Genomic DNA, 16,881 nt, shown 5'->3' with positions numbered 1-16,881 from the left:
ATGGAAGAAGGTCTGCGCTTCGCGATCCGCGAAGGTGGCCGTACCGTGGGCGCCGGCGTGGTTGCCAAGATCATTGCGTAATTCGCACCCTTACAAGGAATGACCATGGCTACCAAGCAAAAAATCCGCATCCGCCTGAAGGCGTTTGACTACAAGCTGATCGACCAGTCGGCTGCCGAAATCGTGGACACCGCCAAGCGCACCGGCGCGATTGTCAAGGGCCCCGTGCCTTTGCCTACCCGCATGAAGCGTTTTGACATCCTGCGTTCGCCCCACGTGAACAAGGCCAGTCGTGACCAGTTTGAAATCCGCACGCACCAGCGTTTGATGGACATCGTGGACCCCACGGATAAAACCGTTGACGCCCTGATGAAGCTCGACCTGCCCGCTGGCGTGGACGTCGAAATCAAGCTGCAGTAAGTGTTGGTTGACAGCCCCGACTCCTGGTGGGTTGGAGGCTGTCTGTCAGTAGAGTAGGTGTAGGGGCTTGCGCATGCCGCAAGCCCGCGCTATACTCGCAGGCTTCCTTGCCCATGCTCGCGCGTGGGCAATGGGGTTTTATTAACAGTCTCTCGTGCAAAAACGGTGCAGCCAATTGAAGTTGCAACGGCGAGAGTTACGGAGAAAACAATGAGTCTTAGCAATCACTTAGGGTTGCTGGGTCGCAAGGTTGGCATGATGCGCCTATTCACCGACGACGGGGATGCAGTCCCTGTTACGGTGGTGGACGTGTCCAACAACCGCGTGACACAGGTGAAAACCCAGGAGAACGACGGCTATGTTGCCTTGCAGGTAACGTTCGGTTCGCGCAAAGCTTCGCGCGTGACCAAGCCGGCAGCTGGCCACCTTGCGAAAGCAGGCGTTGAAGCCGGTGAAATCATCCAGGAATTCCGTGTAACCGCTGACAAGGCGGCCAAATACGCTGCTGGCGCCACTGTGCCGGTCGCTGACGTGTTTGCCGTGGGTCAGAAGGTGGACGTGCAGGGCACCTCCATTGGTAAGGGTTACGCCGGTACCATCAAGCGTCACAACATGAGCTCGCAGCGCGCGTCGCACGGTAACAGCCGTTCGCACAACGTGCCCGGCTCTATCGGTATGGCGCAGGATCCCGGTCGCGTGTTCCCCGGCAAGCGCATGACAGGCCACCTGGGCGACGCAACTGTCACTACCCAGAACCTGGATGTCTTCCGCATTGACGAAGCGCGCCAGTTGTTGCTGATCAAGGGTGCCATTCCCGGATCGGCTGGCGGTTTCGTGACCGTCCGTCCCGCTGTCAAAGCCAAATCCGCAGCCGCGAAAGGAGCGAACTGATGCAGCTCGAACTCCTGAATGACCAAGGCCAGGCCACTTCGAAATACGAAGCCCCTGAGACCGTGTTTGGTCGCGCATACAACGAAGATCTGGTGCACCAGGTAGTAGTCGCTTTCCAGGCCAATGCCCGTCAAGGCACCCGCGCCCAGAAGGACCGCGAACAGGTCAATCACTCGACCAAGAAGCCGTTCAAGCAAAAGGGAACGGGCCGCGCCCGTGCCGGTATGACTTCCTCGCCACTGTGGCGCGGAGGCGGCCGCATTTTCCCGAACATGCCGGACGAAAACTTCGCCCAGAAGATCAACAAGAAGATGTACCGCGCCGGTATGGCTTCCATCCTGTCCCAGCTGGCCCGCGAAGGCCGTCTGGCGGTGGTGGATTCCCTGAAGGTGGATTCTCCCAAGACCAAGGCACTGGCTGCCAAGTTCAAGGCCATGAATCTGGAGTCGGTGCTGGTGATCGCTGACGAAGTCGACGAAAACCTGTACCTGGCCTCGCGCAATCTGGTCAACGTGCTGGTGGTTGAGCCCCGTTATGCGGATCCGCTCTCCCTGGTGCACTACCGCAAGGTGCTGGTGACCAAGGCCGCCATGGACAAACTCAAGGAGATGTTCGCATGAGCCACGGTCCTAATCTGAACAAGTTTGACGAAGGCCGCCTGATGCAGGTTCTGGTCGCTCCCATCGTGTCCGAAAAGGCCACCATGGTTGCCGAAAAGAGCAATGCCGTGACCTTCAAGGTGTTGCAAGACGCCACCAAGTATGAAATCAAAGCCGCTGTGGAATTGATGTTCAAGGTCGAAGTCAAGGGTGTTTCCGTAATGAACACCAAGGGCAAGACCAAGCGTTTTGGCAAGTCGGTTGGTCGTCGTGACAATGTCCGCAAGGCATACGTGACGCTCAAGCCCGGCCAAGAGCTGAACCTCGGCGGGGAGGCTGCGTAATCATGGCTGTTATCAAAATGAAACCAACTTCCCCAGGCCGTCGTGGCGTGGTGAAGATTTCGCGGGATCACCTGCACAAGGGTGCCCCCCACGCTGCTTTGCTGGAGCCACAATTCCAGCAGGCTGGCCGCAACAACAACGGTCACATCACGACCCGTCACAAGGGCGGTGGCCACAAGCACCACTACCGCGTGGTGGACTTCAAGCGCACCAAGGACGGCATCCCCGCCAAGGTAGAGCGCATTGAGTACGACCCCAACCGTTCCGCGCACATCGCCCTGGTGTGCTACGCAGACGGCGAGCGCACGTACATCATTGCACCGCGTGGTCTGGAAGTTGGCGCGAGCATCATGAGCGGTTCCGAGGCGCCTATCCGCGTCGGCAACACGCTGCCCATCCGCAACATTCCCGTGGGTTCGATCATCCATTGCGTCGAACTGCAGGTTGGCAAAGGTGCGCAGATCATCCGCTCGGCGGGTACTTCGGCAACCCTGCTGGCCCGTGAAGGTACGTATGCACAGGTTCGCGTTCGTTCGGGTGAGGTTCGCAAGATCCACATCGACTGCCGCGCAACCCTGGGCCAAGTGGCCAATGAAGAGCACAGCCTGCGTCAGCTCGGCAAAGCCGGTGTGAAGCGCTGGATGGGTATTCGCCCGACCGTTCGCGGTGTGGTGATGAACCCGGTTGACCACCCGCACGGTGGTGGCGAAGGCAAGACCGGTGAAGGCCGTCATGCAGTCGATCCTTGGGGTAATCTGACCAAGGGTTACCGTACCCGTAACAACAAGCGCACGCAGGTCATGATCGTGTCGCGTCGCAAGAAGTAAGGGGAACGTAAATGACTCGCTCTCTCAAAAAAGGTCCCTTTGTTGACCATCACCTGGTAGCCAAGACCGAAAAGGCCGTGGCGACCAAGGACAAGAAGCCGATTAAGACCTGGTCGCGTCGCTCCATGATCCTGCCCGAGTTCATCGGCTTGACCATTGCCGTGCACAACGGCAAGCAGCACGTACCGGTCTATATCACCGATCAAATGGTTGGCCACAAGTTGGGTGAGTTCGCTCTGACCCGTACTTTCAAGGGTCACCCTGCGGACAAAAAAGTCCAGAAGAAATAAGGAGGTGACCATGGAAACACGTGCAACCCTTCGTGGCGTTCGTTTGTCGGTCGATAAAGGCCGTTTGGTCGCGGATCTGATCCGCGGCAAGAAGGTGGATCAAGCCCTGAACATCTTGCAGTTCACGCAGAAAAAAGCTGCCGTGATCATCAAGAAGGTTCTGGAATCCGCCATTGCCAATGCTGAGCACAATGACGGTGCCGATATCGACGAGTTGAAGGTGAAAACCATCTACGTCGAGCAAGGTGCGTCGCTGCGCCGCTTCACGGCCCGCGCCAAAGGTCGCGGAAACCAAATCAGAAAACCCACGTGCCATGTGTACGTGACGGTTGGTAACTGAAAGAGGCCAGGAAGATATGGGACAAAAAATCCACCCAACCGGCTTTCGCTTGGCGATCAGCCGTAACTGGTCGTCGCGCTGGTACGCCAGCAACAGTGACTTCGCCGGCATGCTGGCCGAAGACATCAAGGTCCGCGAATACCTCAAGAAGAAGCTGAAAAACGCTTCCGTGTCGCGCGTCCTGATCGAACGGCCCGCCAAGAATGCCCGCATCACGATTTTCTCGGCACGTCCGGGTGTCGTGATCGGCAAAAAAGGCGAGGACATCGAGAACCTCAAGCGTGACCTCGGCAAGCAACTGGGCGTGCCGGTCGCAGTCAACATCGAAGAAGTGCGCAAGCCCGAAATCGATGCCAAGCTGATTGCCGACTCCATCACCCAGCAGCTCGAGAAGCGCATCATGTTCCGTCGCGCCATGAAGCGCGCCATGCAAAACGCCATGCGTCTGGGTGCCCTGGGCATCAAGATCATGTCGTCGGGTCGTCTCAACGGCATTGAAATTGCCCGTTGCGAGTGGTACCGCGAAGGTCGCGTGCCACTCCACACCCTGCGTGCCGACATCGACTACGGAACCTCCGAAGCCAGCACCACCTACGGCATCATTGGTGTCAAGGTGTGGGTCTACAAGGGTGACACGCTGGGTCGCAATGACCTGCCGGCCGCCGTTGAGCCCCGTGCTGAAGAAGAGCGTCGTCCACGTGGCCCCCGCCGCGATGACCGTGGTGCCCGTCCTGGTTCCGACCGCCCCGCACCGCGTGGCGCACGTCGCCCGGCAGGTACCAATGCGGCACCGGCTGACGGTAGCGACAAGCCTGCAGAGGCTGCCGGTACCGACTCTAAACCCGCCGTTAAGCGCGTTCGCAAAGTCGCCGCGCCAGCTGCAGCAGCTGACGGCAAAGGAGAATAATTATGTTGCAACCCGCTCGTCGCAAGTACCGCAAAGAGCAGAAGGGCCGTAACACCGGCATCGCGACCCGAGGCAGCTCGGTCGCTTTTGGTGATTTCGGTCTGAAATGTACGGACCGTGGTCGTTTGACCGCGCGCCAGATCGAAGCGGCACGTCGTGCCATTTCCCGCCACGTGAAGCGTGGTGGCCGTATCTGGATTCGCGTGTTTCCCGACAAGCCGATTTCCCAGAAGCCTGCTGAAGTGCGTATGGGTAACGGTAAAGGCAATCCCGAGTACTACGTGGCTGAGATCCAGCCCGGAAAAATCGTGTTTGAAATCGTTGGCGTGCCCGAAGAGCTGGCTCGTGAAGCGTTCCGTCTGGCAGCTGCCAAGCTGCCTCTGCGGACCACTTTCGTTGCCCGCATGATCGGCCAGTAATCAGGAGAAGAAAGAAATGAAAGCTGCTGAACTGCGCCAAAAAGACGTTGCTGGTCTGGAATCCGAAGTCAAAGCGCTGCAAAAAGCCCACTTTGGCCTGCGTATGCAGAAAGCCACGCAACAACTCAACAACACCGCTACGCTGCGCACTGCGCGCCGCGACATTGCCCGCGCCAAGACCATTCTTGTCGAGAAGCAAAGCGCTGAAAAATCCGCCAAATAAGGAGCGATAAATGACGGAAGCTAAAAAATCCCTCAAGCGCACCTTGATTGGCAAGGTGGTCAGCGACAAGCGTGCCAAGACGGTGACCGTGCTGATCGAGCGCCGTGTGAAGCACGAGCTCTACGGCAAGATCGTTGGTAAATCCAGCAAGTACCACGCCCACGACGAAAAGGGCGAGTACAAGTTGGGTGACATCATCGAAATCACCGAGAGCCGGCCTATTTCCAAGACCAAGAACTGGGTAGCGACCCGTTTGGTCGAGAAGGCTGCTGCCGTCTAAGGGTTTCGACCTTCAGGACCGCAGGTCTGCAGAAAACGGCCCACAATTGTGGGCCGTTTTCATTTGTGGAAGCGAATAACCTGGAGTGAACATGATCAAAGTAGGTGACACCCTTCCCGCAGCCACGTTGATGGAATACGTCGAGGTTGAAGGCAACGGTTGCAGCATCGGGCCCAACCCGGTGGATGTGACCAAAGCCATGGCTGGCAAGACCATTGCCCTGTTCGGTTTGCCCGGGGCCTTCACGCCCACCTGCTCTGCCAAGCATGTGCCTGGCTATGTGGAAAACGCCGCCGAGCTCAAGGCTGCAGGGGTGGACGAAATCTGGTGCGTCAGTGTCAATGACGCCTTTGTCATGGGTGCCTGGGCGCGCGAGCAGAAAACCGAAGGGACCGTGCGCATGCTGGCCGATGGCAGTGCCGCCTTTGCGCAGGCCACCGGCCTGACGCTGGATCTGACGGCCAAGGGAATGGGCCTGCGCAGCAACCGCTACTCCATGCTGGTCAAGAATGGCACGGTGGTATCGCTCAACGTTGAAGGTCCGGGCCAGTTTGCCGTGAGCGACGCCGCCACCTTGCTGGCGCAGGCCAAGAGCGCCTGAGCGCGTCGGGCGATCCGGCGTTCAGCCGGCTGCGCCTACAACTCCGCCTTGAGGTAGTGGGCACCTGCGATCGGGTTGAAATAGTACGGCGGAACTTCCTCGAAACCGAGTTCCTGGTAGAGCGCGCGGGCCGACTCCATGTCGTCCAGGGTGTCGAGCAGAATGCAACTGTAGCCCGCCAGGCGGGCCGCATCCAGAATGCCTTCGGCCAGCAGGCGACCCAAGCCCAGGCCGCGGAAGGCCGGACGGACGAACAGGCGTTTCATCTCGCAGGCGCTGGGGTAGTCGGCCGTGTCCAGCGGACGCAGGGCGCAGCATCCGGCGTACTGGCCATTGACGGTGGCGAGCAGCAGCGCCCCGCGCGGCGCGCGGTATTCACCGGGCAGACCCTGCAGCTCTTCGGCAAAATTCTGGAAACACAGATCCACTTTTAGCGTGCCCGCATATTCCGCGAACAGGCTGCGGACGTGATCGAGTTCAGCGGCGGATGCCGGCGTCAGCAGTTCGATGTGGGGCGTACTTGTGCGCATGTGTTCAGGATCCCTTTCAGTCTGCCCAGCGGAGCAGCAACAATATGGCAGCTGCGCAGCACGCCAGTATGCCAAGCGCCAGTGCGCGGGTGCGGGCGTCATCGCGGGCGGCTTCAAACGGTTCGCGCAATTGCTTGTCCCCCGTGAGCATGGGCAGCACCAGATTTTCGCCCCGGCGCATGCGGTGGAAGATAATGGCCGCAATGTGCAGCTGCACCAGCACGATCAGAAGGATCTTGCCGATTTGCGTGTGATAGACCGTTGCGGCATGCACCCAGGTGGCGGCGGCCCGGCGGGCCAAGGGTCCGGCTGCGGTGGCGGTTTCATCGGCACTGAACAGGCCGGTCGCCGCCTGCAGCAGCGCCAGGAGCAGCAGCACCAGCACCGCCACCGAGCCCAGGGGGTTGTGGCCCACGGTCATGGCGGGCGTCTGTTCGCCCCGGACGTAGCGCAGGAGGGTGGCCGGGACGAGACCGAAGGCGCCGAAGCGCGACCAGCGGCCCCCCCATACGCCCCAGAATAGGCGGAACAGCAGCAGGCTCAGGGTGGCATAGCCCAGGCGAAAATGCCATGCCATGGCCGCTCCGGCCACCTCTGCGGTGGCCAGCAGTCCGGCAAAGCACAGCACCAAACTCCAGTGGAACAGCCGGGTCGGCAGATCCCACACCCTTACCTTGAACAGCATGTTTCTCCCACGGACCATCCGTTGTCAGGGGGGATCATAAAGAATATTGCCGGCCGGTCCTGGCGGCTGGGTGGGGATCAGCCCTCGGCCAGCAGTTGCTCGATCAGCTGGTGCAATTCGGGGAAATTGGGCTCGCCCACGTAGCGCTTGACGATCTGGCCCCGCTTGTTCACCAGGTAGGTGGTGGGGGTGAGCTGGACATCGCCCCACGACTTGGCAAGCGCGCCGGTGTTGTCCAGCGCGACCTGGAAGGGCAGCTTGCGGGTCTGCACATAATTGACCACGTAACTGGGCGGGTCGTATTGCATGGCGACGGCCAGCGTGTCGAGACCCCGGTCCTTGTATTTGTCGTGGGTGGCAATGAGCTGGGGCATCTCGGCCACGCAGGTCACGCAACTTGTGGCCCAGAAGTTCACCAGCGTCACACGTCCCTTGAGGTCTGCCGTATGCTTCTGGGAACCATCCAGCAGGACGAAGGTGGAAGCCGGCGCCGCCGTGCTGTCGTTCCACAAATAAGCGCCCGCTACAACGGCGCAGGACGCTACGATGGCGGCAATAACGAGGTTTCGTTTCATACAGAGGTGCTATCCATGGATCGTCGTCAGTTTAATTCCATTTCAATGTCCGCGCTGGCTCTGCTGGGGATGACCGCACTGCAACAGGCCCATGCCCTGACCTTGGCCGATATCAGCAACGCCGATGCCTCCCAGGGGCTGAAAACCGCGCTGGAAAAGGGCGCCCTGTCGGCCATCGGCCTGTTGGGCGTGCAGGATGGATTCCTGGGAAATGAAAAAGTTCGCATTCCTTTGCCCGGCTACCTCAACGACGCCGCCAATCTGTTGCGCACCTTTGGCCAGGCGGGCCGGGTGGATGAGCTGATCACGGCCATGAACCGGGGGGCCGAGGCCGCCGTCCCCATGGCCAAGGACCTGCTGCTCAAGGCCGTGCAAACCATGACGGTTACCGACGCCAAGGGCATTCTCACCGGGGGGGAAACCGCCGTGACCAATTTCTTTGCCACCAAGACCCGCCCCGACCTGGCGGTGAAGTTCCTGCCGGTGGTTACCCGCGCCACGGCCAAAGTGGGGTTGGCGGACAAGTACAACCAGGTCGCCGGCAAGGCGTCCGAGCTGGGGCTGCTGAAGAAGGAGGATGCCAATATCCAGCAGTACGTTACCGGCAAGACCCTGGACGGCCTGTATTTCATGATTTCGGAAGAAGAGAAGAAGATCCGGCAAAACCCGGTGGGCTATGGCAGCGCCATCGTGAGCAAGGTGTTTGGCGCGCTGCGATGAAGTTGCATGCATTCCTGGTTGTGGTAGCCCTGGTTCTGGCGGCCTGCAGCCCGACGCTGAACTGGCGTGCGGTGCCACTGGAGGGACTGACCGCCCGCCTCCCCTGCAAACCCGACCGGGCCCAGCGCACGGTGCGGCTCGCAGAAACCGACCTGCAGTTGACGATGGCTGGCTGCGAGGCCGGTGGCGGCCTGTTTGCCATCAGCCGGGTGCCGCTGGCCAATGCATCCCAGTCGGCCGCCATCCTGGCGGCGTGGCGGAAAGAGACCTTGCGCAACATGGCGGCTGCCACGGTGCAGGAGCGGGAGTTTCCGCCTGGGGCAGCATGGAGCCATGCCGTGATGGTGTCGGCCCAGGGGCAGCGTCCCGACGGCGCTGCCGTGCAGGCGCAATTGGCCTGGATCACCACCGGCGCCGAAATATTCCATGTGGCGGTGTACGCCCCGCGCCTCAATTCCGAAATGACCGACATTCTGTTTTCCGACTTGCAGCTGCAATGACGGCCGGGCGGAGGAGCCCCGGGGGGGCCGTGTAGGCGCAGTCTGTCTTTTCGTCAGGCAAAGCGGCCATAATCGGTAACCTGCGCACCATGAATACCGGCATTCTCATCATCGCCCATGCACCGCTGGCCAGCGCCTTGCGGGACTGCGTGCTGCATGTGTACCCCGAATCCGCCAGCGGCATCCTGGCCCTGGACGTGCAGGCGGATGCGTCCACAGAAACCACCCGCCTGGCCGCCCAGGCACGGCTGGCCCAACTCAATGCCCCCAACACGCTGGTGCTGACCGACATGTTCGGTGCCACGCCCTGCAACGTGGCGCAGAAGGTGGTCGATGGCATCCATTCCAAGCTCGTGGCGGGCGTCAACCTGCCCATGCTGCTGCGCACCGTCAACTACCGCCATGAACCGCTGGACGCGCTGGTGGCTCGGGCCCTTTCCGGTGGTACCCAGTGCATCATGCAAGTCGCCGTCACCGCACCGCAAAACCAGATAAGAAAGCCGAATGATCACCACCACAGCGACCATCATCAATAAGTTGGGCCTGCATGCCCGGGCGTCGGCCAAGCTGACCAAGCTGGCGGGCAGTTTCCCGTGCGAGGTCTGGGTTACCAAGGGCGAACGCCGCGTCAATGCCAAGAGCATCATGGGTGTGATGATGCTGGCCGCCGGCATGGGGTCGGAAATCGTGATCGACACCGACGGGGACCGCGCCCAGGAAGCCATGGACGCCCTGCTGGCGCTGATTGCCGACAAATTCGGCGAGGGCGAGTGAACATGGCTCCCGTGCCGGTTGCCTGGCGGATCGCGCCATGACGTTTTCCATCCACGGCTTGGCGGTCTCCAAGGGCATCGCCATCGGGCGGGCGGTACTGGTGGCGTCCAGCCGGGTGGATGTCGCCCACTACTTCATCGACGCCAGCGCGGTGGTGTCCGAAATTGACCGCGTCCGCAAGGGGCGCGATACGGTGGTGGAGGAAATCTTCCGCCTGCAGGCCAGCATTGCCCACATGGGGCCCAAGGAGGCGCCGCATGAGTTGAGCGCGCTGCTCGATGTGCACCTCATGCTGCTGCAGGACGAGGAGCTGATTGGCGGCGTCAAGCGCTGGATCACCGAGCGCCTCTACAACGCCGAATGGGCGCTGACCACCCAGCTCGAAATCATCGCGCGGCAGTTTGACGAGATGGAGGACGAGTACCTGCGCGAACGCAAGGCCGATCTGGAGCAGATTGCCGAGCGGGTCCTGCGGGCCATGAAGAACACGGGCTCGCCCCTGGCGGTGCACAGCACACGCAGCCCCCGCAAGTCGTCGCAGCAGGACCTGCTGCTGGACGACACCGTGGACGTGCCCCTGATCCTGATTGCCCATGACCTGTCGCCGGCCGACATGCTGCAGTTCAAGCAAAGCGTGTTTGCCGGTTTCATCACCGACGTGGGCGGCAAGACTTCGCATACCGCCATCGTGGCGCGCAGCATGGACATTCCGGCCGTGGTGGGCGCCCGCCAGGCCAGTCAGCTGGTGCGCCAGGACGACTGGGTGATCATCGACGGCGACGCCGGAGTCGTCATCGTCGACCCCTCATCCATCATCCTGGCCGAGTACGGTTTCAAGCAGCGCCAGGGCGAGCTTGAGCGCGGCCGCCTGCAGCGGTTGCTGCACACGCCGGCCGTCACCCTGGATGGCGAGAAGGTGCAACTGCTGGCCAACATCGAAATGCCCGAGGATGCGCCGGCCGCACTGACCGCCGGCGCCCTGGGGGTGGGGTTGTTTCGCAGCGAGTTCCTGTTCATGGGCCGCCAGGGCCGTCTGCCCGGCGAAGAGGAGCAATACCAGGCCTACAGGCGCGCCGTGGAAGGCATGCAGGGGCTGCCGGTAACCATCCGCACGGTGGATGTGGGGGCCGACAAGCCTCTGGACAGCACCCTGCGCGACGACGCCCACCTGAACCCCGCCCTGGGGCTGCGGGCCATCCGCTGGAGCCTGGCGGACCCGGCCATGTTCCAGACCCAGCTGCGGGCCATCCTGCGCGCGGCCGCCCACGGCCAGGTCCACCTGCTGGTGCCCATGCTGGCCCACGCACGCGAGATCCGCCAGACGCTGGCGCACCTGGACCACGCGCGGGCGGTGCTGGATAACCGGGGCGTTGCCTATGGCCCGATCAAGCTCGGCGCCATGATTGAAATTCCGGCCGCGGCCCTGAGCCTGCGGCTGTTCCTGAAGCATTTCGACTTCCTGTCCATTGGCACCAACGACCTGATCCAGTACACGCTGGCCATTGACCGGGCCGACGAGTCGGTGGCGCACCTGTATGACCCCCTGCATCCGGCTGTGCTGCGCCTGATGGCCGACACCATCGCCGAATGCCGGGCCCAGGGCAAGGGCGTGAGCGTGTGCGGTGAAATGGCTGGCGATGTGGGCCTGACCCGGCTGCTGCTGGGCTTGGGTCTGCGCAGTTTCTCCATGCACCCGGCACAGATCCTGGCCGTCAAGCAGGAGGTATTGCGCGCCGACACCGGCAAGCTTGCGCTGTGGGCGCAGCAGGTGCTGGAAGCCGAAGACCCGGCGCAGGCGATGGCGGCAGCCTAGTGGCGCGGGCGTTTTCTGGTGCGCCCGGCGTGTGCTGGGTTGCTATGAAAAACAGAGCTGTCTGCGCAGTGTTCGCGGGGCATATGACCCGATTTGATATGGAAAATCGCCTTAGCGGTCCCGTGTTCCCAACAACGCCGCACCCATGATCAGCAGTGCGGCCACCCCGATGTTCCAGGTGAAGGCGCGCCCGCCCACCAGCATCAGCAGGGTGGTGGATGCCAGCGGTGTCAGGTAGCTCAGGACGCCGATCTGCCGCGCGTCGCCGAGCTTGAGCGCCTTGTCCCACAGGAAGAAGGCGGCACCCAGCGGGCCCAGCCCCATGACGCCGATCAGCAGCCAGTCGTGTGCGCTCAGGGTCACCGGCGCTTCCAGCAGCCAGTGGCACAGCAGCGACAGCAGTCCCGAGACCAGCCCGAACAGGCCAATGGCCGCAGTCGGAAAGGTGCGCACGCGCTGGCACAGCAGCGAGTAGCTGGACCAGACCACGGCGGCGCCCAGGGCCGGCAGATAACCCCAGGACCAGGCCTGCAGGCCGCCACCGCCACGGCTGCTGCCCAGGATGGCCATGGCCGCGCCGGCAAAGCCCAGCAGGGCTGCCACCACCTGCACGGCGCGCAGGCGCATGCCGGGCAGGAACAGGGGCGCCAGCACGACCAGCAGCAGGGGCCACAGGTAGTTCACCAGGTTGGCTTCGACGGGCGGCGCGCTGCGCAGCGCCATGAACAGCAGGAAGTGGTAGCCGAACAGGCCATACACACCCAGTGCCAGGGTGCCCGCGGGAATTCGCCATTGATGCAAATCAACGCGCAACAGCGGCAGCGCCATCACACTACCCAGCAGCAGGGCCAACCCGGTCAGCAGGAAGGGTGGCACATGGGACAGCGACACGCCCAGGGCCGCCAGCGTGGACCACAAGGCGATGGTGCCCAGGGCATACAGATTGGCTTTCATGCGGCAGCCTCCAGGGGCGCCGCGCAAGCAGACAAGGACGGGAAATGAGTACGTTTGATCACAGCAGTTTGATTCATGACATTAACGCGAGTTTGGCGCCGTTTCGCAAGACCCAGACCGATGCCATGGCGGGTTTTGGCCAGCTGGCCCGCGCGTCCATGGCCGAAGGCGCGCTGGGCGCCAAGCAAAAGGAGCTGATTGCGTTGGCCATCGGCATCACGCAGCATTGCTCGGGGTGTGTGGGTTTTCATGTGAAGGCATTGCACAAGCTGGGCTGCACGCGCGCCGAGCTGGAAGAGATGCTGGCGGTCTGCGTGTACATGGGCGGCGGGCCGGCGCTGATGTACGCCGCCGAAACCCTCGCCGCCTGGGAAAAGATGGACCCCAACAAGGCGTAGTCAGGCCGGGCGCAGGTCGGTGGAGGGGCGCTGCCACAGGTTGATGCCGCCCTCCACCGCATGCTGGTCAATGGCGGCCAGTTCCTCGGCGCTGAAGTGCAGGTTCTGCAGCGCGCCCACCAGTTCGGTGACCTGCTCGGGGCGGCTGGCGCCAATCAGGGCAGATGTCACCCGCGGGTCGCGCAGCACCCAGGCCGTGGCCATCTGGGCCAGGCTTTGCCCGCGTGCCAGGGCAATGGCGTTGAGGGCGCGCACATGCGCGAGGTTTTGCGCGCTCAGATGCTCGGCCTTCAGGGAGCCGCCTCCGGGGCGGTTGATGCGGGCGTCGGCGGGGATGCCGTTCAGGTACTTGTTGGTGAGCAGGCCCTGGGCCAGCGCGCTGAACGCTATGCAGCCCATGCCGGTTGCATCCAGCGTGTCGAGCAGGTCTTCCTCCACCCAGCGGTTGAGCAGACTGTAGGACGGCTGGTGGATCAGCGGCGCCACGCCCATGGACCGCAGCAGTGCCGCAGCCTCTCGTGTCTTGCCGGCCGAGTAACTGCTGAGGCCCACGTACAGCGCCTTGCCCTGCTGTACGGCGCTGGCCAGCGCGCCCATGGTTTCTTCCAGCGGGGTGTCGGGGTCAAAGCGGTGCGAGTAGAAGATGTCCACGTACTCCAGCCCCATGCGCCGTAGGCTCTGGTCCAGGCTGGCCAGCACGTACTTGCGCGAGCCCCCGCCCTGGCCGTAGGGTCCGGGCCACATGTCCCAGCCGGCCTTGCTTGAAATGATGAGCTCGTCGCGGTAGGGCCGGAAATCGCGGCGCAGGTGTTCGCCAAAGTTGGTCTCGGCGCTGCCGTAGGGCGGGCCGTAGTTGTTGGCCAGGTCGAAGTGGGTGATGCCCAGATCGAATGCCGTGCGCAACATGGCGCGCTGCGTTTCCAGGGGCGTGGCGTCGCCGAAGTTGTGCCACAGCCCCAGCGATACGGCGGGCAGTTTCAGGCCGCTCTTGCCGCAGGTGCGGTAGGGCAGGGTGTCGTAGCGGGTGGGTGCGGCCTGGTACATGGTGGGCTTGGCGTCAGAGGGGCATGCCGGCGGCCGTGGCTCACATGCCCGCGGTCTTGCTGGCGGCCGATGCGGCGTGTGCCTGCTGGTCGGCGTGGTAGCTGGAGCGCACCATGGCGCCCACCGCAGCGTGGCTGAAGCCCATGGTATAGGCCTTGGCTTCGAACATCTTGAACGTATCCGGGTGCACGTAGCGCTTCACCGGCAGGTGCGAGCTGGAGGGGGCCAGGTACTGGCCGATGGTCAGCATCTCGATGCCGTGGTCGCGCATGTCTTGCATCACCTGCAGCACCTCTTCGTCGGTCTCGCCCAGGCCGACCATGATGCCGCTCTTGGTCGGAATGCCGGGGTTCTGCGCCTTGAACTTCTGCAGCAGCTTCAGGCTGAACTGGTAGTCGGAGCCGGGGCGCGCTTCCTTGTACAGGCGCGGTGCGGTTTCCAGGTTATGGTTCATCACGTCGGGCGGTGCGGCGTGCAGGATGGCCAGCGCCTTGTCGTCGCGGCCGCGGAAGTCGGGTACCAGCACTTCGATCTGCGTGCCGGGCGAGAGTTCGCGGATGCGGGTAATGCAGTCGGCAAAGTGCTGGGCGCCGCCGTCGCGCAGGTCATCGCGGTCCACGCTGGTGATGACCACGTACTTGAGCTTGAGCTGTGCAATGGTGCGGGCCAGGTTCTCCGGCTCGTTGGTGTCCAGCGGGTCGGGGCGGCCGTGGCCCACATCGCAGAACGGGCAGCGGCGCGTGCACTTGTCGCCCATGATCATGAAGGTGGCCGTGCCGTGGCCGAAGCATTCACCGATGTTGGGGCAGCTGGCCTCCTCGCAGACGGTGACCAGCTTGTTCTGGCGCAGCACGTCCTTGATCTCGTAGAAGCGCGTGGTGGGCGAGCCGGCCTTGACGCGGATCCAGTCTGGCTTCTTCAGCACTTCGCCCTGCACCACCTTCACCGGAATGCGCGAGAGCTTGGCCGCAGCCTTCTGTTTGGCGGACGGGTCGTAGTTTTCCAGCGTTTGCGCCTCACGGACGGTGGGGCTGCTGCCGGGCGTGGCGGTCGGGTTGTGGCTCATGGTGCGGTGCGCGGTGTGGCGTCAGGGTGCCAGATAGGTTGCGAGCTTGTGGCTCAGAACGTCGGCGGCCTCAGTCCAGCCGACGGATACGCCGATTGTAGAAAGGTCCACCGTCTGCAGGCCGCAATACCCACACGGGTTGATGCGGGAGTAGGGCTCCAAGTCCATGGCCACGTTCAGGGCCACGCCGTGGTAGGTGCAGTTGCGGCTGACCTTGATGCCCAGGGCACCGATCTTTCCCAGGCCCTGAAAATTGGGGCTGGTACCACCCGGTGCCGAAGGGCTCTCAGGGGCGGCTTTCATGGGGCGCTGGGCCAGCGGCGTGTGGCCGCCGGGGTCGTCCAGCCGCACATAGATGCCGGGTGCGCCGGCCACCCGGTGACCGGTGACGCCGAAGTGCGCCAGGGTCTTGATGACGGCCTCCTCGATGCGGTACACGTATTCCTTGACGAAATAGCCTGCCCGCCTGAGGTCGATCAGGGGGTAGGCCACCACCTGGCCGGGGCCGTGGAACGTCACCTGGCCGCCGCGGTTGGTGGCAATGACGGGGATGTCGCCGGGGTTCAGAATGTGGTCGTTCTTTCCGGCCAGTCCCTGCGTGTATACCGGGGCATGCTCGCAAATCCAGAGTGCATCCGGCGTGTCGCTGGTGCGGCTGGCGGTAAACGCCTGCATGGCCGCATAGGTGGATGCGTAATCGACGCGGCCAAGCTGGCGAATGTCCATAAGTGTGGGGGGTGCGTGCCTACAGCACCACTTTCACCATGGGGTGTGTGGACAGCGTGCGGTACAGCTCGTCGAGCTGTTCGCGGCTGGTGGCGGTGACGGTGATGGTGACGCCCAGGTATTTGCCGCCCTTGCTTTCGCGCAGCTCCACAGTGGAGGCATCAAATGCGGGGTCGAAGTGGTGGGCGACCGTGGTGATGGCATGCACCAGGCCTTCCACCCGCAAGCCCATGACCTTGATGGGGAACTTGCAGGGGTACTCGATGAGCGACTCGGCGCGGGTGGTGTCCGGCGCCGGAACGTCGGTGGGGATGGGCGGTTTGGACATGGCGAAATTATGGCAGTGCGGCAATTCCCCGCGAGAAATCCTGCCAAAGTATTGGGAGTTGCCGGGTTTCTACGTATAATCGAAGGCTGCGCACCAAACGCGGTTTGTCAACTGGGTGTAATTTCAATGGTGAAAATCGTGAACCCAGAACACAAGCAGGGCGCCCCATACGATCAAGATGAGGCGCCAGAGTCCGATTTCAAGCCCCTGACGGCCGAACAGGCGCAGTCATGGCGGCGAAGCAACCCGGCGGTATCCCCGTGGCGGGTTGTGGGACTTCAAGCGGTTACCGGTGGTTTGCTGGCGTTGGCGGTTGGCTTGCTCAGTGGTCGGGGATCTCTGGGCCTGTCGGTAGCCTACGGGGCTCTCTCGGTGGTGCTTCCCGCGGCATTGTTTGCCAGGGGTTTGCAGCGTCAACAGGCGGTAGGCCGCGCTGGCGCGGTGCTGGCAGGGTTTTTTGTGTGGGAGATGGTCAAGATCCTCTTGACGGTGGCGATGCTGTTTGCCGCGCCAAAGTTGATCTTGCAGCTGAACTGGCTGGCTCTCCTGGGTGGGTTTGTGGTGACGATGAAGGTGTACTGGGTGGCCGTGTGGCTGCGCCCGGTCCGGTCGAAGTTGTTGTAAAGA

The 16,881-nt window shown here is 62.7% G+C and carries 28 protein-coding genes; 20 read left to right on the top strand and 8 right to left on the bottom strand.

What is annotated here, in order from left to right; all coding sequences use genetic code 11:
• The 13 genes from AC1Q5W_RS08980 to AC1Q5W_RS08920 all read left to right on the top strand — a co-directional run.
• Positions 1 to 81: EF-Tu C-terminal domain-related protein (locus AC1Q5W_RS08980; protein WP_080700483.1), on the top strand; the 81-nt coding region annotated here is incomplete at its 5' end.
• A gap of 24 nt (positions 82 to 105) precedes the next feature.
• Entirely contained in the window at positions 106 to 420 is a 315-nt protein-coding gene (gene rpsJ, locus AC1Q5W_RS08975) for a 30S ribosomal protein S10 (RefSeq protein WP_029708110.1), read from the top strand.
• Between the two features lie 210 nt (positions 421 to 630).
• Positions 631 to 1,311, top strand: a complete 681-nt coding sequence (gene rplC / locus AC1Q5W_RS08970; RefSeq protein WP_492644720.1) for a 50S ribosomal protein L3 — start codon at positions 631 to 633, stop codon at positions 1,309 to 1,311.
• Positions 1,311 to 1,931, top strand: coding sequence for a 50S ribosomal protein L4 (rplD, locus tag AC1Q5W_RS08965; protein ID WP_492644721.1), 621 nt, complete (start codon positions 1,311 to 1,313; stop codon positions 1,929 to 1,931). The genes rplC and rplD overlap by 1 nt, the downstream gene beginning before the upstream one ends.
• Complete coding sequence (rplW, locus tag AC1Q5W_RS08960) at positions 1,928 to 2,254, top strand: 50S ribosomal protein L23 (RefSeq protein ID WP_492644722.1); 327 nt, start codon at positions 1,928 to 1,930, stop codon at positions 2,252 to 2,254. Before rplD ends, rplW begins: the two co-directional genes overlap by 4 nt.
• Before the next feature lie 2 nt (positions 2,255 to 2,256).
• Positions 2,257 to 3,081 carry a 50S ribosomal protein L2 gene (gene rplB, locus AC1Q5W_RS08955; protein ID WP_492644723.1) on the top strand — a complete coding sequence of 275 codons (825 nt, stop codon included), beginning with the start codon at positions 2,257 to 2,259 and terminating at the stop codon, positions 3,079 to 3,081.
• A gap of 11 nt (positions 3,082 to 3,092) precedes the next feature.
• Positions 3,093 to 3,371, top strand: coding sequence for a 30S ribosomal protein S19 (gene rpsS / locus AC1Q5W_RS08950; protein WP_294770333.1), 279 nt, complete (start codon positions 3,093 to 3,095; stop codon positions 3,369 to 3,371).
• Positions 3,372 to 3,381: 10 nt separating this feature from the next.
• Entirely contained in the window at positions 3,382 to 3,711 is a 330-nt protein-coding gene (gene rplV / locus AC1Q5W_RS08945) for a 50S ribosomal protein L22 (RefSeq protein ID WP_075585605.1), read from the top strand.
• Positions 3,712 to 3,727: 16 nt separating this feature from the next.
• Positions 3,728 to 4,618 (top strand): 30S ribosomal protein S3, encoded by an 891-nt coding sequence (gene rpsC / locus AC1Q5W_RS08940; protein ID WP_492644724.1) that lies wholly within the window; start codon positions 3,728 to 3,730, stop codon positions 4,616 to 4,618.
• A 2-nt stretch (positions 4,619 to 4,620) separates the two neighbouring features.
• Positions 4,621 to 5,037: a 50S ribosomal protein L16 gene (rplP, locus tag AC1Q5W_RS08935; protein WP_029708121.1), complete on the top strand. Its 417-nt coding sequence runs from the start codon at positions 4,621 to 4,623 to the stop codon at positions 5,035 to 5,037.
• Between the two features lie 16 nt (positions 5,038 to 5,053).
• Positions 5,054 to 5,260, top strand: coding sequence for a 50S ribosomal protein L29 (rpmC, locus tag AC1Q5W_RS08930; protein WP_492644725.1), 207 nt, complete (start codon positions 5,054 to 5,056; stop codon positions 5,258 to 5,260).
• Positions 5,261 to 5,270: 10 nt separating this feature from the next.
• Positions 5,271 to 5,540, top strand: coding sequence for a 30S ribosomal protein S17 (gene rpsQ, locus AC1Q5W_RS08925; RefSeq protein ID WP_492644726.1), 270 nt, complete (start codon positions 5,271 to 5,273; stop codon positions 5,538 to 5,540).
• Between the two features lie 91 nt (positions 5,541 to 5,631).
• On the top strand, positions 5,632 to 6,141 hold the full coding sequence (locus tag AC1Q5W_RS08920) for a peroxiredoxin (protein ID WP_492644727.1): 510 nt from the start codon (positions 5,632 to 5,634) through the stop codon (positions 6,139 to 6,141).
• Positions 6,142 to 6,176: 35 nt separating this feature from the next.
• Here the strand turns inward: AC1Q5W_RS08920 and AC1Q5W_RS08915 are convergent, their stop codons facing one another.
• From AC1Q5W_RS08915 to AC1Q5W_RS08905, 3 genes are all read right to left on the bottom strand, one after another.
• Positions 6,177 to 6,671, bottom strand: coding sequence for a GNAT family N-acetyltransferase (locus AC1Q5W_RS08915; RefSeq protein ID WP_492644728.1), 495 nt, complete (start codon positions 6,669 to 6,671; stop codon positions 6,177 to 6,179).
• 16 nt (positions 6,672 to 6,687) lie between these two features.
• Positions 6,688 to 7,356, bottom strand: a complete 669-nt coding sequence (locus tag AC1Q5W_RS08910; protein WP_492644729.1) for a cytochrome b/b6 domain-containing protein — start codon at positions 7,354 to 7,356, stop codon at positions 6,688 to 6,690.
• 77 nt (positions 7,357 to 7,433) lie between these two features.
• Entirely contained in the window at positions 7,434 to 7,931 is a 498-nt protein-coding gene (locus AC1Q5W_RS08905; RefSeq protein ID WP_492644730.1) for a TlpA disulfide reductase family protein, read from the bottom strand.
• A 15-nt stretch (positions 7,932 to 7,946) separates the two neighbouring features.
• Here AC1Q5W_RS08905 and AC1Q5W_RS08900 point away from each other — a divergent pair, with 15 nt between their 5' ends.
• The 5 genes from AC1Q5W_RS08900 (at position 7,947) to ptsP (ending at position 11,738) form a co-directional block, all read left to right on the top strand.
• Positions 7,947 to 8,651: a DUF4197 domain-containing protein gene (locus tag AC1Q5W_RS08900; protein WP_492644731.1), complete on the top strand. Its 705-nt coding sequence runs from the start codon at positions 7,947 to 7,949 to the stop codon at positions 8,649 to 8,651.
• On the top strand, positions 8,648 to 9,151 hold the full coding sequence (locus AC1Q5W_RS08895; RefSeq protein ID WP_492644732.1) for a hypothetical protein: 504 nt from the start codon (positions 8,648 to 8,650) through the stop codon (positions 9,149 to 9,151). Before AC1Q5W_RS08900 ends, AC1Q5W_RS08895 begins: the two co-directional genes overlap by 4 nt.
• Before the next feature lie 89 nt (positions 9,152 to 9,240).
• On the top strand, positions 9,241 to 9,687 hold the full coding sequence (locus AC1Q5W_RS08890; protein ID WP_492644733.1) for a PTS sugar transporter subunit IIA: 447 nt from the start codon (positions 9,241 to 9,243) through the stop codon (positions 9,685 to 9,687).
• Positions 9,656 to 9,925, top strand: a complete 270-nt coding sequence (locus AC1Q5W_RS08885) for an HPr family phosphocarrier protein (RefSeq protein ID WP_492644734.1) — start codon at positions 9,656 to 9,658, stop codon at positions 9,923 to 9,925. Before AC1Q5W_RS08890 ends, AC1Q5W_RS08885 begins: the two co-directional genes overlap by 32 nt.
• A 37-nt stretch (positions 9,926 to 9,962) precedes the next feature.
• The gene (gene ptsP / locus AC1Q5W_RS08880; protein ID WP_492644735.1) at positions 9,963 to 11,738 is read left to right on the top strand and encodes a phosphoenolpyruvate--protein phosphotransferase; all 1,776 of its coding nucleotides are present in this window, start codon (positions 9,963 to 9,965) and stop codon (positions 11,736 to 11,738) included.
• A 111-nt stretch (positions 11,739 to 11,849) separates the two neighbouring features.
• On the opposite strand, the gene AC1Q5W_RS08875 is transcribed toward ptsP, so the two are convergent.
• Complete coding sequence (locus tag AC1Q5W_RS08875) at positions 11,850 to 12,692, bottom strand: DMT family transporter (RefSeq protein ID WP_492644736.1); 843 nt, start codon at positions 12,690 to 12,692, stop codon at positions 11,850 to 11,852.
• Between the two features lie 44 nt (positions 12,693 to 12,736).
• On the opposite strand from AC1Q5W_RS08875, the gene AC1Q5W_RS08870 reads away from it, so the two are divergent.
• Positions 12,737 to 13,090 carry a carboxymuconolactone decarboxylase family protein gene (locus tag AC1Q5W_RS08870; protein ID WP_492644737.1) on the top strand — a complete coding sequence of 118 codons (354 nt, stop codon included), beginning with the start codon at positions 12,737 to 12,739 and terminating at the stop codon, positions 13,088 to 13,090.
• On the opposite strand, the gene mgrA is transcribed toward AC1Q5W_RS08870, so the two are convergent.
• From mgrA to AC1Q5W_RS08850, 4 genes are read right to left on the bottom strand one after another with little or no spacing between them, the layout of a single operon-like run.
• Entirely contained in the window at positions 13,091 to 14,134 is a 1,044-nt protein-coding gene (gene mgrA, locus AC1Q5W_RS08865; RefSeq protein WP_492644738.1) for an L-glyceraldehyde 3-phosphate reductase, read from the bottom strand.
• 40 nt (positions 14,135 to 14,174) lie between these two features.
• Positions 14,175 to 15,200: a lipoyl synthase gene (gene lipA / locus AC1Q5W_RS08860; protein ID WP_492644739.1), complete on the bottom strand. Its 1,026-nt coding sequence runs from the start codon at positions 15,198 to 15,200 to the stop codon at positions 14,175 to 14,177.
• A gap of 21 nt (positions 15,201 to 15,221) precedes the next feature.
• Positions 15,222 to 15,926, bottom strand: a complete 705-nt coding sequence (lipB, locus tag AC1Q5W_RS08855; RefSeq protein ID WP_492644740.1) for a lipoyl(octanoyl) transferase LipB — start codon at positions 15,924 to 15,926, stop codon at positions 15,222 to 15,224.
• Between the two features lie 19 nt (positions 15,927 to 15,945).
• Positions 15,946 to 16,254 (bottom strand): HP0495 family protein, encoded by a 309-nt coding sequence (locus AC1Q5W_RS08850; RefSeq protein WP_492644741.1) that lies wholly within the window; start codon positions 16,252 to 16,254, stop codon positions 15,946 to 15,948.
• Between the two features lie 126 nt (positions 16,255 to 16,380).
• Here AC1Q5W_RS08850 and AC1Q5W_RS08845 point away from each other — a divergent pair, with 126 nt between their 5' ends.
• Complete coding sequence (locus AC1Q5W_RS08845; protein ID WP_492644742.1) at positions 16,381 to 16,878, top strand: ATP synthase subunit I; 498 nt, start codon at positions 16,381 to 16,383, stop codon at positions 16,876 to 16,878.
• Positions 16,879 to 16,881: the final 3 nt, after the last annotated feature.

The organism is Rhodoferax sp. MLSD5-FHT05B10, assembly GCF_058793415.1.
Note: the sequence above shows the minus strand (reverse complement) of the source record. Positions and strands in the feature narration are given on the sequence as shown.

Coding starts and splice junctions, on each gene's coding strand:
- AC1Q5W_RS08875 (WP_492644736.1), bottom strand. CDS start 12,692: ATGAAAGCCAATCTGTATGCCCTGGGCACCATCGCCTTGTGGTCCACG.
- AC1Q5W_RS08900 (WP_492644731.1), top strand. CDS start 7,947: ATGGATCGTCGTCAGTTTAATTCCATTTCAATGTCCGCGCTGGCTCTG.
- rpsS (WP_294770333.1), top strand. CDS start 3,093: ATGACTCGCTCTCTCAAAAAAGGTCCCTTTGTTGACCATCACCTGGTA.
- AC1Q5W_RS08910 (WP_492644729.1), bottom strand. CDS start 7,356: ATGCTGTTCAAGGTAAGGGTGTGGGATCTGCCGACCCGGCTGTTCCAC.
- lipA (WP_492644739.1), bottom strand. CDS start 15,200: ATGAGCCACAACCCGACCGCCACGCCCGGCAGCAGCCCCACCGTCCGT.
- AC1Q5W_RS08870 (WP_492644737.1), top strand. CDS start 12,737: ATGAGTACGTTTGATCACAGCAGTTTGATTCATGACATTAACGCGAGT.
- AC1Q5W_RS08845 (WP_492644742.1), top strand. CDS start 16,381: ATGGTGAAAATCGTGAACCCAGAACACAAGCAGGGCGCCCCATACGAT.
- AC1Q5W_RS08890 (WP_492644733.1), top strand. CDS start 9,241: ATGAATACCGGCATTCTCATCATCGCCCATGCACCGCTGGCCAGCGCC.
- rpsC (WP_492644724.1), top strand. CDS start 3,728: ATGGGACAAAAAATCCACCCAACCGGCTTTCGCTTGGCGATCAGCCGT.
- rpmC (WP_492644725.1), top strand. CDS start 5,054: ATGAAAGCTGCTGAACTGCGCCAAAAAGACGTTGCTGGTCTGGAATCC.
- rpsQ (WP_492644726.1), top strand. CDS start 5,271: ATGACGGAAGCTAAAAAATCCCTCAAGCGCACCTTGATTGGCAAGGTG.
- AC1Q5W_RS08850 (WP_492644741.1), bottom strand. CDS start 16,254: ATGTCCAAACCGCCCATCCCCACCGACGTTCCGGCGCCGGACACCACC.
- AC1Q5W_RS08920 (WP_492644727.1), top strand. CDS start 5,632: ATGATCAAAGTAGGTGACACCCTTCCCGCAGCCACGTTGATGGAATAC.
- rplP (WP_029708121.1), top strand. CDS start 4,621: ATGTTGCAACCCGCTCGTCGCAAGTACCGCAAAGAGCAGAAGGGCCGT.
- AC1Q5W_RS08905 (WP_492644730.1), bottom strand. CDS start 7,931: ATGAAACGAAACCTCGTTATTGCCGCCATCGTAGCGTCCTGCGCCGTT.
- mgrA (WP_492644738.1), bottom strand. CDS start 14,134: ATGTACCAGGCCGCACCCACCCGCTACGACACCCTGCCCTACCGCACC.
- AC1Q5W_RS08895 (WP_492644732.1), top strand. CDS start 8,648: ATGAAGTTGCATGCATTCCTGGTTGTGGTAGCCCTGGTTCTGGCGGCC.
- AC1Q5W_RS08885 (WP_492644734.1), top strand. CDS start 9,656: ATGATCACCACCACAGCGACCATCATCAATAAGTTGGGCCTGCATGCC.
- rplC (WP_492644720.1), top strand. CDS start 631: ATGAGTCTTAGCAATCACTTAGGGTTGCTGGGTCGCAAGGTTGGCATG.
- rplB (WP_492644723.1), top strand. CDS start 2,257: ATGGCTGTTATCAAAATGAAACCAACTTCCCCAGGCCGTCGTGGCGTG.
- rplV (WP_075585605.1), top strand. CDS start 3,382: ATGGAAACACGTGCAACCCTTCGTGGCGTTCGTTTGTCGGTCGATAAA.
- rplD (WP_492644721.1), top strand. CDS start 1,311: ATGCAGCTCGAACTCCTGAATGACCAAGGCCAGGCCACTTCGAAATAC.
- rplW (WP_492644722.1), top strand. CDS start 1,928: ATGAGCCACGGTCCTAATCTGAACAAGTTTGACGAAGGCCGCCTGATG.
- AC1Q5W_RS08915 (WP_492644728.1), bottom strand. CDS start 6,671: ATGCGCACAAGTACGCCCCACATCGAACTGCTGACGCCGGCATCCGCC.
- ptsP (WP_492644735.1), top strand. CDS start 9,963: ATGACGTTTTCCATCCACGGCTTGGCGGTCTCCAAGGGCATCGCCATC.
- rpsJ (WP_029708110.1), top strand. CDS start 106: ATGGCTACCAAGCAAAAAATCCGCATCCGCCTGAAGGCGTTTGACTAC.
- lipB (WP_492644740.1), bottom strand. CDS start 15,926: ATGGACATTCGCCAGCTTGGCCGCGTCGATTACGCATCCACCTATGCG.